This is a genomic window from Nocardia sp. JCM 34519.1 (assembly GCF_020361265.1).
GTDB lineage: Bacteria > Actinomycetota > Actinomycetes > Mycobacteriales > Mycobacteriaceae > Nocardia > Nocardia arthritidis_A.
This window is the reverse complement of the sequence record NZ_JAIRBR010000001.1, coordinates 771,591-784,060: the sequence shown is the minus strand read 5'-3', so window position 1 is coordinate 784,060 and position 12,470 is coordinate 771,591. Positions and strand designations below refer to the sequence as shown.

Here is a 12,470-nt window from a genome sequence, read left to right as displayed (position 1 = left end):
CGGTCGCTTTCGCATCACTGCGCCGCGCTCCTCTCCTCGATGAGAAATATTGATTGATCGGTGGTGACGACCGCCCCCTCCGACGCCGTCACGGTGACGATTCCCGAATGGGTTGCCGTCAGCTCGTGTTCCATCTTCATGGCCTCGACCACGCCGAGCAGCTGCCCCTGTTCGACCTGCGTACCGGATACGACATGGAGCCGCACGAGCGTGCCGGGCATGGGCGAACGGATCTCGGGATCCGCCGCGGCCGCGCCGAGCGTGCGGTATTCGGCGTACCGCACCTCCCGGGAAACCCCTGCCACCTGGCTGACCCAGCCCGCGCCGAGACGACGGACCGTGCTGAGCGTCGAGTCGAGCGAAACTGTCTCCGCGTCAACGTGAATCGCGGCCACATCCGCTTCGGTGTCGGTGCGCAGCAGTACCGCGCGGCCGTCGTAACCGCTGACCCGGACCGTGAACGGGCGGCCGTCGACCGAGAGGTCGATGCTGCCGAGTTCGCGGCCCGCGGGATCCAACCAGGCGCGGTCGCCCGCCGGAGCGCCCGCCGACCACGGTGTGGCGCGGTCGGGTGCGGTCAGCGTCGCGGCCACCGCGATGGCGCTGAGCCGGTCTGGATCGGTGAACTCCTCGATCGGGTCGATCCGGTCCAGATAGGCCGTATCATGTTCTGCCGCAGCGACTTCCGGTGTATCGAGGATGTGGGCGACGAATCCGAGGTTCGTCGAGATGCCGCGCCAGCGCAGCTGTGCACAGGCGCGCCGAGCGGCGGCCAGCGCCTGCGCCCGAGTGGCGCCGGTCGCCACGAGTTTGGCGATCATCGGGTCGAAGCCACCGGTGACGTGCAGGCGGCGGGTGAAGGCGCGCTCGATGCGGACATCGGGCCACTGGGTGACCTCGAGCTCGCCCGGGCACGGCAGGAAGGACCGGAACGGATCCTCGGCATACACCCGGACCTGCACCGAGGCGCCCGCGTAAGTGATCTCCTCCTGGGTGGCGGGCAGCGGTGCGCCGGAGGCGACCCGCAGCTGCCAGTCCACCAGGTCGATGCCGGTGATCTCCTCGGTGACGGTGTGCTCGACCTGCAGCCGCGTATTCATCTCGATGAAGAAGAATTCGTCGCCTATCAGCAGGAATTCGAAGGTTCCCGCGCCGGTGTAGTGCAGTGCCCGCGCGCCGCGCACGGCGGCGTCGAAGATCTGCCCTCGGATGACGTCCGGGATCCTCGGTGCGGGCGCTTCCTCGATCACCTTCTGATGCCGCCGCTGCAGCGAACAGTCGCGGTCGAAAAGGTGTACGACAGAACCGAATTCGTCGCCGAACACCTGCACCTCGATATGCCGGGCGTGCTCGGCGTAACGCTCCAGGTGCAGGCGCGGGTCGGCAAAGGCCGCGTTCGCGGTGCGGGCCGCCGAGGCCAGCGCCTCGCGCAGCCCGGCGGCGGAGCGCACCACCGACATACCCTTGCCGCCGCCACCGCCCGCGGGCTTGACGATCAGCGGAAACCCGATATCCGCCGCGGCGCGGACCAGGGCGTCGATATCGTCGGTCGCCTCCCGGGTTCCGGGCAATACCGGAACACCCGCGTCGACCATCACCCGGCGCGCGGACGCCTTATCGGCCATGGATTCGATCACCTGTGAGCTCGGGCCGACGAACACCAATCCGGCGGCCCGGACCGCGCGGGCGAACGCGGCGTTCTCGGACAGGAAGCCATAACCGGGATGCACTGCGTCGCAGCCGGTTTCGGTAGCGGCCCGGACCAGCGCCGCGGCATCGAGATATCCGCCCGCCGCCAGGCGCACGGTCGCGACCGCCGCGTCGTGATAGGTCAGCGTCCGGTCCTCGTCCACGCTCACGGTGACGTAGTCGATGCCGAGGCGATCGCAGGTGCGCGCGATGCGGGCGGCGATCTCGCCCCGGTTCGCGATGAGCAGCTTCGTGATCACAGCCGGAACACCCCGAAGGTGGCGGCGGCCGGGTCCGGCCGATCCCAGCGTTCGTGCGCCAGCGAAAGGCATTGTGCGAGCCAGGATCTCGTATCCTCGGGCTCGATCACCGCGTCGACCCACATGCGTGCGGCAATGTAGGCGGGCAGCGACTGCCGTTCGAAGCTGTCGATGATCGGCTGCTTGATGGCGGCTTCCTCGGCGGCGCTCAATTCCTTGCCTTCGCGGCGCAGTCGGTCCCGTTTGAGGATGGCCATCACCGCGGCCGCCTGCTCGCCGCCGACTCCGGTGGAGCGGGCATTGGGCCACATGGCCATGAACTGGCCGCCCATCGATCGGCCCGACATGGCGAAGTTGGCCGCGCCGAAGCTGCCGCCGATCACCAGCGAGATCTTGGGGACGGTGGCGCAGGAGACGGCGTTCACCATCTTCGCGCCGTGCTTTGCGATGCCGGCCCGCTCGTACTGCTCGCCGACCATGAACCCACTTACGTTGTGCACGAACAACAGTGGGATCCGGCGCTGATTGCAGATCTGAATGAAATTGGTCGCCTTGAGCGCGCTGTCGGGGAAGATCACGCCCTGATTCGCGACGATACCGACCTCGTATCCGGCGATGCGCGCGGTCGCGCAGACGATGGTGATGCCGTAATCCTTGCGGTATTCGATCCAGGAGGTGGCATCGACGACGCAGCGCAGGATCGCGCGAACGTCCATCTCCTTCTTGGTCGTCGCCGGTATCAGGGCCGGGAGCCGCGCCGGATCGTCGACGGGTTCGAGGGCCTCGAACGCGGGTGGGCGCACTCGGTCGCCGGGTGTACGCGAGACGATTTCCCGGACCATCGCCAGCGCTTCTTCCTCGTTCGCCGCGAGATGGTCCGCCACGGCGGTTTCCCGGACATGCAGGGCCGCGCCGCCGAGTGCCTGCGCGTCGACCTTGATCCCGGTGGCGGCCTCCACCAATTGCGGTCCGCCGAGGAAGACGGTGCTGAGATCCTGCACCATCACCGTTTCGTCGCTCATCGCCGGTATGTACGCACCGCCTGCGGTGCAGATGCCGAGCACGGCCGAAATCTGCGGCAGACCCATGGCCGACATCTCCGCGATATTGCGGAACATCTTCCCGAGGTGCTCCTCGTCCGGGAAGATCTCCTCCTGCAACGGCAGGTAGATACCGCCCGAATCCGCCAAATACACACAGGGGAGCCGATATTCGCGGGCCAGCTTCTGCCCGCGCAGCTGCTTCTTGATGGTGAGCGGGTAGTAGGTTCCGCCCTTGACGTGCGGGTCGTTCGCGAACACCATGCAGGGCCTGCCGTGGATGGTTCCGATGCCGACGATGAGCGCGGCGGCGGGCAGGTCGGTGTCGTACACCTCGTGTGCGGCCAATCGGCCGATCTCCAGGAAAGGTGTTCCCGGGTCGAGTATGCGGTTAACTCGTTCGCGCACCGGCAGTTTGGCGTCACCGGGTCGGCGTCGCGGCGATACGACCTCGGCGAAGCGGTCGCGCAGCAGTCGACGCTGAGCCTCGAATTCGGTGTGGTTCTCGACGGTTACGGTCATGCGGGTAGCTCCTCCCGATCGCGATGGGCGGCGAGGCTCGCGGTGAGGGTGTCGGCGAAGCGCCGAATCGTGTTGGGCTCCAAGTCCGCTCGCAACATCAGGCGCAGGCCCGCGCTGCCGCGGCGGATAATCGGGAAGAAGACGGGGGAGGTGTAGAAGCCCGCGTCGAGCATGTCCTTCGCCACGGCGACGGTGGTGTCCTCCCGGCCGATATTGACGAACCGAATGGGCAGCCCGTCACCGGCGAGGTCGGTATCGACCAGCGAGTCGAACAGGCGCACCCGTTCACGCAGGTCGATCTGCAGCCGATCGACGGTGCCGTCGTCGTGCAGCTCGCAGGACGCGACGATGGCTCCGAGACCGGCGGTATTGATTCGCTGCGACCACATCAGCGGTCCGCTGGTGCGCAGTAACGTGGGTTTGCGGGAATCGTCGCCGGGCGGGCCGAAGAAGATGACACCGCCGCTCGCGCCGAATCCCTTGTTCAGCGAGGCGATTATGAGGGTCCGGTCCCGCCAGCCGTCGTAGCCGCCGAGGACATAACCGCGGCCACGTCGACCGAGCGTCGAAATACCGTGCGCCTCATCGAAATACAAGAAAAGTCCGTATCGGTCCTGCAGCCGGTGCAGCTCATCCAGCGGCGCCCCGCCGCCGGTGCTGTACACGCCGTCGGCAATGTAGGCCACGTGAGAATGCTTGCGGCACAACTGTTCCAACGCCTCGATATCGTTGTGGTCGATCGTGACCAGTTCGGTCTCATCCGCGACCAGCGGTTTCATCGCGTTCAGGCAGAAGTGCGCGTTCTTGTCGAATACCACCAGCGGTGGGTGCCCGTCGGTGAACTCCCCGGAGGCCAGCAGCGGCAGGGTCGCCCATGCCGCGGCCGCACACGACGATACGGTGACGGCCTGGGCGCCGAAGGTCAGCGACAGGCGCTGCTCGGCCTCCTCCAGCAGCGACAGCCGAATCCGCATGCGGGATATGGACGAATTGATCGTCGCCGTTTCGTCCAAACCTCGATGGGCTCCGGCGATTATCCGCGGGTCGCTGTCCAGGCCGAGATAGGAATACGAGGAGAAGTTGACGATCGTCCGCCCGGCACGGTCGTTGACTATTCCGTCGCGCATATCGGCGGCGACGATATCGACCAGGCCGTGGGTGGTGCTGTCATCCCAGAAGGTATTGCTCAGTTGTAATTGCCTGCGAATATTGGCGAATTGGTGAATGACCACTCGATTATTCCTTTGTCGGCGAGGGAGCCGCGGCGACCAGTACGTTCACGGCGGCGAGCGAGGTGATGGCGATGGACCAGGCGAGCAGCCCGGTGAGTGACGGGCCTGCCAGCGAGGCGACGCCCGCGAGACCCTGCTGGATCAGCGCGCACCACGAGACGGCGATCGCGCCGCCGGAGACGAGGTGGCTGACGGCATGCGCCGCACTGTTGGGGAACAGCGTGGCCTGTCCGAAGGTCGTTGTGACGTATCCGGCGAGAAAGATCGGGAGCGCGATCGCCCGGTGCAGATCGCCCACCCAGACGATGGTGATCAGTACGCAACCGGCGAGCATTATCCAGGCGCCCTGCCGCATCATCGCGCGTGCGCCCACCCCGCTCACCCGCCGCCGCACATAGGTGGCGCCCGCGAAATACGCCGCGCCGTACAGCACGCCGAAGAGGCCGAAAACCCAAGGCGGCAGCGCGAATCCGTCCGAGAAGACGAATGCGGACTTCTGCTGGATCATGACGATGATGGCGAATCCGATACCGCCCGCGACGGCGGCGGTGATGAAGACTCGGTCGCCGAGCAGCCGTCGAGCCGTCCCCTTGTCCCGGGATTTACGATCCGGCGGCGGGAGCGATACCCGCAGCGCGAAAACAACGGGTATGACGGCGAGCACGGCCAATACGGCGAATCCGTATCGCCACCCGAGTGTGGAGGTGAGGATGCCGCCGATCACCTGCCCGCCGCCGAGCGCGACGACGAATGCCATCGAGAGCAGTGCGAGTTGCCGCGCGAGTTCGGCGCCGGTGAACAGGTCTTTCACCATCATCCGCCCGACCACCGCGACACCGCCCGCGCCGATCGCCTGCATCACACGCAGGGTGAGCAGCTCCGGAGCGTTCGTGATCAGCGCCAGGCCCGCGCTGGCCAGGATGAAGCACAGTCCGGCCGCGACGAATGCGGGCACCCGGCCGAACTGCTCCGCCGCCCGCCCCCACGCGACGACCGGAAGCGCGGCGAACACCACGAACAGGGCGACCGAAAGCTGAAGTGTGCCATCACCCGCCCCGATATCCGCGCCCAACGCTGGCATGCCGGGAAGGTAAATAGTGGTCGCCATCTGCGCGACGATCACCGCGCCACACGCGGACGCGACAATGGCCCGGCGCGGTATCGTCGCAGTCGACAACCCGCCGGCCTGTTGCGGCACAATCAATTCGGTTTCCCCTACGCCCCACAGACGCGCGCCGAACTTCGTCCGACCACACCTGGAATCTCTGGTGTCAGCGAAGAACGTCAGCGGTCATTCGTCCGGATTTCGGATCCGACCTACAGATTTACGCCGCGGTAGCGTCAGTCGAACATAATTAGAATCTCAGTGATTCTTCCCATCCCCCGAGGAACCTTCGGGGACAAGCGATTTCGGTGCCATGTGACCGAAATCGCTTGTCCCGGTTCTGCCTTGCGGTGATCAGGACTTGATGAAGTCCACGATGTCGGCATTGAGCTGGGCGGCGTGCGTGATCATGATGCCGTGACCGGTCGCCGGGTATTCCTTGTAGGTGTTCACGGGGATCAGATCCTTGGTCTTGCGTCCGCAGAGTTCGATCATCGCGGAGGCATCGGCGTCACCGTGGATGATCATGGTGGGTACCGTGATCTCGCGCAGTTCGGCGCGGAAGTCGGTGGTGAAGATGGTCTCCATCACCGCGCCGGCCGCCAGCAACGAGCAGTCCATGCATTTCTGCACCATCCACGCGATGCGCGCGGAAGACACCTGGTTGCCCAAGTGGGTTGCGAAGAATGCCTGCGCATTCTGTTCCATCCACAGCGGCCGGTCGGCGGCGCGGGCCGCGTTCACCGCGTCGGCGACGGCCTTCGGGATACCGTCCGGGTTGTCGGCGGTCTGAGCCATGAACGGCAGGGTCGCCGAGACCAACATGATCCGATTGATCCGGTCGCTGCCGTGCCGAGTCAGATACCGGACGATCTCGCCACCGGCCATGGAATGCGCGACCACCACGACATCGCGCAGGTCGAGGTGTTCCAGGAACGCCGCCAGATCCTCTGAAAGGGTGTCGTAGTCGTAACCGTGGCCGACCCAGTCGGACTTGCCGTGTCCACGCCGGTCGTAGGACAGGCACCGCAGCCCCTGCCGGGACAGCGGCAGCATCTGCAACTCCCAGGAGGTGCTGCTGAGCCAGCCACCGGCGAGAAACAGCACCGCCTGTCCGCTACCCCAGTCCTGGTAGTGCAGCCGGGTGCCATCGTGCGAGTCGAAGTAGGGCATCGGATTCTCCTGATCGTCCGTGGTTGTTCGTGTTGCCCACAACGCTATTGAGATCCGAAGGCCAGGGAATCAGTCGCGCATAAGTACTTTCCGCGCCGGCCCTAAGTACATTTCGCGCTGCGGCGAGCAGCTATCCGAGCAGCGGACGCCGAATCGTTGGCGTGGACGATATGACCAAGCTCCGCGGCAAGCGAATTCGTGGTCGTGGGGGGTGTGACCTCGCGCCACCGGTGTGTGCGCTTTGCCTCGTCAGGGCTGGGTGGCGGGTAGGGGTGCGGTCAGGAGGGGCGTGATGTGTCGGTGGGCGAAGCGGGTGAGCTGGGCTTCGGTGTGCAGGTCGGTGACGGCTTTGGGGGTGAGTATCAGGGAATGGATTGTGCGCGCGATGATTTCGACGCGCTCGGTGAGCAGGTCGGTATCGGCGAGGTGGTCGGGTAGGTCGGGGCCGAGGATCATGACGGCGGCGTGGATGGCCCAGGTCAATGGTTCGGCGGCGTCGATGGTGATGCGCGGCAGGGTGGTGTCGGGTTCGAGTCGCAGCATGCGGGTGTAGAGGGGGTGGTCCCGTAGGGCGAGGACCAGTCCGGTGAAGGTGGCCGCGATGCGGTCTTCGAGGGTGCCGGTGGCGTTCGCGCGTTCGGCCACCGTCGCGATGATCCGCTGAGATTCGCGCAGGACCACGGCGCGGACCACATCGTCTTTGGAACCCATGCGGCGGTAGACGGTGACCCGTTTGATGCCGGCCCGGCGGGCGATGTCGTCGATGGTGCTCCTGCGGATGCCGACGTCCTCGAAGACGGCCAGGGCGGCGTCGAGGATGTCATCGGTGAGCGGATCGACGGAGGCGGCTGGCATGGCGTCAGATTACCGTGCCCGAACAAAGATACATTGCGCTTCGATTTGTATCTTTGTATTCTCGACTCATGACGAGGAACACCGCAACGGCGCGGCCCTATACCGAGGAAGCGCATGTGATCGCCGCGCGCGACGTCGAATTCGACTGGCGCGACGTGCCTTTGCACTACATCCCGGGTGAACCGTTCGCGTCGCACCTGTGGAATGTGATGCATCTGATCGTCCCGCTGGGCGAGCAGATGATGGCCGGCTGCGTGGCCGAGGCGCTGCCCTACATCACCGATGAGCGCCTGCGTGAGGAGGCGATCGGTTTCATCGGGCAGGAGGCGATGCACGCCAACTCGCACGGCGGCTATCACGAGCGGCTGGCCGAACAGGGCATCGACATCGATTCGATCGTGCGACACGTCGAGCACATGCTGCGCGTGATCTTCGGCGATCACGGGCTGACCGGTCGCGCCAAACAAGAATGGCTCAGGGAGCGACTGGCGTTCTATGCCGGGATGGAGCATTTCACCGCGATCATCGGGCAGTGGTTCCTCGACGTCGACGAGCTCGAAACCGCGGGCATGCATCCGATGATGCTGGATCTGTTGCGCTGGCACGGCGCCGAGGAAGTCGAGCACCGCAACGTGTTGTTCGATATCTTCCAGCACCTCGACGGCGGTTACCTTCGACGTGCCCGCACCGTCGCCATCGGGAGCATCGGCCTGTTGGGCACCACTTTCATCGTCGTCGACCGGCTCTACCGCCAGGACCCTGACTATCGGTGGTGGAAGCCGTGGCCGATCGAGGCCGTTCGCGCGATGCGGCGCGGCTTGATACCCAAATTCGGATTCTTCTTCACCGAGATCCCGCCCTATCTCGCGCCGGGATTCCACCCGTCGTCGATGGGCAGCCTCGACAAGGCCCTGCAATATCTGGCGACCTCACCGGCCGCCCGCGCGGCCCAGCACTGACCGGAAAGGTCGGCACGATGAAATCAACTCCCTCGGAGCCGACGGGCACGTTGTTGGGAGGCGTGCAATGAAGGAATTGGTGCATGGGGACACGCCCATTCCGGACCCGGGACACGTGCATCCAGGGATGCGTTTGATGCTCGGCCTGGCCGGCGGCTACAAGCGACTGGTGGCGGTAAACCCGCTGACGTCTCGGATCTCGCTCGCAAATCCGGTGCGGCGCACCGGATTCGACCTGAATCTCGCCATCGAGTCGGTGACCGCGGCGGCCGAGGATGTGGTCGGCCTGACGCTGGTCGCGCCGGACGGGCGCGCCTTGCCGCGGTGGGTTCCGGGGGCGCATCTGGATGTGTTCCTGCCATCGGGCAGACAGCGGCAGTATTCGCTGTGCGGCGACCCGGAGGACAGGTTCCGATACCGAATCGCGGTGCGGCGCATAGCCGATGGCGGCGGCGGATCACTAGAAGTGCACGAGACCCTGCGGGCCGGGGAGCTCGTGCACATTCGCGGACCCCGCAACGCCTTCCGGATGGTGGCGGCGCGGCGGTACTACTTCGTGGCCGGTGGCATCGGCATCACCCCGATCCTGCCCATGGTGCGCACCGCGCACCGGCACGGAATCCCTTGGCGGCTGGTGTATTTGGGCCGTAGCCGCGAGTCGATGCCATTCCGTGACGAGCTGGCCGGATACACCTCGGGTCGAGTGGACATCCGCACCGACGACGAATCCGGCGTGCCCGATATTCCCGCCCTGTTCGCCGATATGCCCCGGAACGAGGCCGCCTACGTGTGCGGTCCGCCCCCGATTCTGGACGGTGCGCGGCGCACCCTCACCGCACGGGGCACCGGATACGAGCTGCACACCGAACGCTTCTCGCCGCCACCGGTACTCGGCGGCAGCCCGTTTCAGGTCGAATTGCGCCGCAGCGCAATCACTGTCGAGGTCGGAGCCCAGCAATCGGTGCTGGCTGCGGTGAAACAGGCGGTGCCCGGCGTGCCCTATTCATGCCAGCAGGGCTTCTGCGGCAGCTGCCGGACCACGGTGCTGGACGGCACGGTCGAGCGGCACGGTGGTGACAGGGCATTCGCCGGGGCCGATTCGATGCTCATCTGCGTATCCCGCTGCACCGACCGCCTGGTCCTCGATCTCTGAGCGAGCAAAGGAGCCCGCCCATGTTCCCGTTTCCGACCCGTCGCGATTTCGACGTGCGTGACAAGGTCGTCGTCGTCACCGGCGCCGCGAGCGGTATCGGCGCGGCGCTGGCCGCCGAATTGCATTCCCGGGGCGCGAAACTCGTCCTGATCGACGTCGCCGCCGAACCGATCACCCTGGCCGCCAAGGCTTTCGGGTCCACCTCCCTGGCGCTGGCCGCCGACATTCGTGACCGGACCGCCACGGCACAGGCGATCGACACCGCGGTCGATCGGTTCGGTCGCATCGACGTGGTGGTGGCCAATGCCGGGGTCGCCCCGGCGCCGGCCACCGTGCGCACCGTCGATCCCGCCGAATTCGACCGGGTGCTCGACATCAACCTGGTGGGTGCGTTCAACACCGTGCGGCCCGCGCTCGACCAGATCGCCGCCACCAGAGGACATGTCGTGATCGTCGCCTCGGCCGCCGCGTTCGCGCCCGCCGCCGGGTTGTCCCCCTACATGATCAGCAAGGCCGGGGTGGAACAACTCGGGCGCGCACTGCGCATCGAACTGGCCGCGGTCGGCGCGAGCGCCGGACTCGCCTACTTCGGCTTCGTTCGGACGCCACTGGCCCGGCCGATCGACGAGGACCCCATCGGTCGCAAGCTGGACTCGTTCCTGCCCTGGCCGTTCAACCAGCGCATCAGCGCCGAGCGGGCCGCCACCGTGATCGCCGACGGCATCACCCGCCGTGCCGCCGCCACCTTCGCCCCGGCGGGCTGGCGGGAGTACTCACTGCTGCGTGGCCCGATGAACCTCGTCATCGACCGCGTCGCCGCCGGTTTACCGCTGATGCACTCGGTGATCCGGGAGATCGAACGCCGCGCCGCGGCCTGAATCGGCCACCCTCGGTCACGGAAGGTGAAAAACTATGTCTGACAAGGGTTTGCATCGCCTACCCGAGCACGAGGTGATCATTGTCGGCGCCGGGTTCGGCGGTATGGCCGCCGCCATCGCGCTGACCCGGGCGGGTATCGACGACTTCGTCATGCTCGAACGTGCATCCGAGGTCGGTGGCGTATGGCGGGATAACACCTATCCCGGTGTGGCCGTTGATATCCCGTCGTTCAGCTACAGCTACGGCTTCGAACCGAACGCGTGGTCACGCGCCTTCGCACCCGGAGCCGAGCTGTTCACCTATGCCAAGCGGTGTGCCGCGAAATACGGCCTGCGGCACCGCATCCGGTTCGACAGCGAGGTCTCCGTCGCGCGTTTCGACGAAGACGATCACCTGTGGCGGTTGGAACTCACCGACGGCAGCACGGTGACCGGGCGCTACCTGTTCGCCTGTCATGGAACCTTTTCCACGCCGACCAAGCCGACTATTCCGGGTCTGGATGATTTCGCCGGACGCGTGAACTACACGATGCGCTGGGACCATTCGCACGACCTGACCGGTGAGCGGGTGGCCGTGATCGGCACCGGAGCCTCCGCGCTGCAGGTGATTCCGGAGATCGCCCCGAAGGTGGCCGCACTGAAGGTATTTCAGCGCACGCCGATCTGGGTGCTGCCGAAGCCGAATCCACGGCTGGACGGCATAACCCGACTCGCCTTGGACAAACTGCCGTTGGCGCGGCGGTCCGCGCGCCTGGCGACCGACCTCTTCGCTGAGCTGTTCGTGACGTTCGGCGCGGTCCACTACGCGGAGCTACCCTTCATCGTCGGCGGCACCGAGGCCATGGCGCGCAACTTCCTGAATTCTCAGGTGAAGGATCCGACCCTACGGGAAAAGCTCACGCCCGCATACGGTTTCGGCTGTAAGCGCCCGTCGTTCTCCAACACCTATTACCGGACCTACCTGCGCGACAACGTCGAACTGATCACCGACGGCATCGAGCGGATCACCCCGAACGGGATCCGCACCGTCGACGGCATCGAGCGGGAGATCGACACAATGGTCCTGGCAACAGGTTTCAAAGTCTTCGACGTGCCCTACGACCTGTACGGGTCCGCCGGAGAAACCCTCAACGAGCGCTGGGACCACGACCGCAGACAATCCTACGAGGGCACCACGGTGCACGGGTTCCCGAATATGTTCCTCACCCCCGGCCCCTACGGCGTCACCGGCTCGTCACTGTTCGCCACCTTCGACATCTGCGTCAAGCACGCCATGCGGGTGATCCGGGCCGCGCACCGCCGTGGCGCCACCCGCGCCGAGGTCACCGCCGAGGCGCAGGACCGCTTCATGGAATTCGTGCACTCCCGCGAGGGCAAGACCATGTTCCACAACCGGACCTGCGCCGGATCCAACACCTACTACATCGATCAGCACGGGGACGCGCCGTACCTGCGACCAACCGCGGGTGTGCACGCGATGTGGGCCCAGAAAACCTTCGGCCTCAACGACTATCGATTCGACAGGCACGGTTGCGGTTCGGTCGCCGCGGACGTCTGACGGTGCATAGGTCGGGACGGCGGCCAGTGTTCGTGCGGCTGAGCGA

The 12,470-nt window shown here is 66.0% G+C and carries 10 protein-coding genes; 4 read left to right on the top strand and 6 right to left on the bottom strand.

Annotated elements, in window-relative coordinates:
- Window positions 1-14 precede the first annotated feature (14 nt).
- The 6 genes from LGY53_RS03780 to LGY53_RS03755 form a co-directional block, all read right to left on the bottom strand.
- The gene (locus LGY53_RS03780; protein WP_225725206.1) at window positions 15-1,949 is read right to left on the bottom strand and encodes a biotin carboxylase N-terminal domain-containing protein; all 1,935 of its coding nucleotides are present in this window, start codon (window positions 1,947-1,949) and stop codon (window positions 15-17) included.
- Complete coding sequence (locus LGY53_RS03775) at window positions 1,946-3,511, bottom strand: acyl-CoA carboxylase subunit beta (protein ID WP_225725205.1); 1,566 nt, start codon at window positions 3,509-3,511, stop codon at window positions 1,946-1,948. Before LGY53_RS03775 ends, LGY53_RS03780 begins: the two co-directional genes overlap by 4 nt.
- Window positions 3,508-4,743, bottom strand: a complete 1,236-nt coding sequence (locus LGY53_RS03770) for an aminotransferase class I/II-fold pyridoxal phosphate-dependent enzyme (RefSeq protein ID WP_225725204.1) — start codon at window positions 4,741-4,743, stop codon at window positions 3,508-3,510. The genes LGY53_RS03775 and LGY53_RS03770 overlap by 4 nt, the downstream gene beginning before the upstream one ends.
- A gap of 4 nt (window positions 4,744-4,747) precedes the next feature.
- Window positions 4,748-5,866 (bottom strand): MFS transporter, encoded by a 1,119-nt coding sequence (locus LGY53_RS03765; RefSeq protein ID WP_225725682.1) that lies wholly within the window; start codon window positions 5,864-5,866, stop codon window positions 4,748-4,750.
- A gap of 336 nt (window positions 5,867-6,202) precedes the next feature.
- Entirely contained in the window at window positions 6,203-7,021 is an 819-nt protein-coding gene (locus LGY53_RS03760) for an alpha/beta fold hydrolase (RefSeq protein ID WP_225725203.1), read from the bottom strand.
- A 249-nt stretch (window positions 7,022-7,270) separates the two neighbouring features.
- On the bottom strand, window positions 7,271-7,876 hold the full coding sequence (locus LGY53_RS03755; RefSeq protein WP_225725202.1) for a TetR/AcrR family transcriptional regulator: 606 nt from the start codon (window positions 7,874-7,876) through the stop codon (window positions 7,271-7,273).
- Between the two features lie 68 nt (window positions 7,877-7,944).
- Between LGY53_RS03755 and LGY53_RS03750 the strand changes: the two genes are divergently transcribed.
- From LGY53_RS03750 to LGY53_RS03735, 4 genes are all read left to right on the top strand, one after another.
- On the top strand, window positions 7,945-8,835 hold the full coding sequence (locus LGY53_RS03750; protein WP_225725201.1) for a metal-dependent hydrolase: 891 nt from the start codon (window positions 7,945-7,947) through the stop codon (window positions 8,833-8,835).
- Window positions 8,836-8,902: 67 nt separating this feature from the next.
- Window positions 8,903-9,988: a PDR/VanB family oxidoreductase gene (locus LGY53_RS03745; RefSeq protein ID WP_225725200.1), complete on the top strand. Its 1,086-nt coding sequence runs from the start codon at window positions 8,903-8,905 to the stop codon at window positions 9,986-9,988.
- A 20-nt stretch (window positions 9,989-10,008) separates the two neighbouring features.
- On the top strand, window positions 10,009-10,866 hold the full coding sequence (locus LGY53_RS03740) for a short-chain dehydrogenase/reductase (RefSeq protein WP_225725199.1): 858 nt from the start codon (window positions 10,009-10,011) through the stop codon (window positions 10,864-10,866).
- Between the two features lie 34 nt (window positions 10,867-10,900).
- Window positions 10,901-12,424, top strand: coding sequence for an NAD(P)/FAD-dependent oxidoreductase (locus LGY53_RS03735; protein ID WP_225725198.1), 1,524 nt, complete (start codon window positions 10,901-10,903; stop codon window positions 12,422-12,424).
- Window positions 12,425-12,470 lie beyond the last annotated feature (46 nt).

Bases quoted from the DNA above. Each gene is read 5' to 3' on its own strand.
- LGY53_RS03775 (WP_225725205.1), bottom strand. From the start codon at position 3,511: ATGACCGTAACCGTCGAGAACCACACCGAATTCGAGGCTCAGCGTCGA.
- LGY53_RS03760 (WP_225725203.1), bottom strand. From the start codon at position 7,021: ATGCCCTACTTCGACTCGCACGATGGCACCCGGCTGCACTACCAGGAC.
- LGY53_RS03755 (WP_225725202.1), bottom strand. From the start codon at position 7,876: ATGCCAGCCGCCTCCGTCGATCCGCTCACCGATGACATCCTCGACGCC.
- LGY53_RS03750 (WP_225725201.1), top strand. From the start codon at position 7,945: ATGACGAGGAACACCGCAACGGCGCGGCCCTATACCGAGGAAGCGCAT.
- LGY53_RS03745 (WP_225725200.1), top strand. From the start codon at position 8,903: ATGAAGGAATTGGTGCATGGGGACACGCCCATTCCGGACCCGGGACAC.
- LGY53_RS03740 (WP_225725199.1), top strand. From the start codon at position 10,009: ATGTTCCCGTTTCCGACCCGTCGCGATTTCGACGTGCGTGACAAGGTC.
- LGY53_RS03735 (WP_225725198.1), top strand. From the start codon at position 10,901: ATGTCTGACAAGGGTTTGCATCGCCTACCCGAGCACGAGGTGATCATT.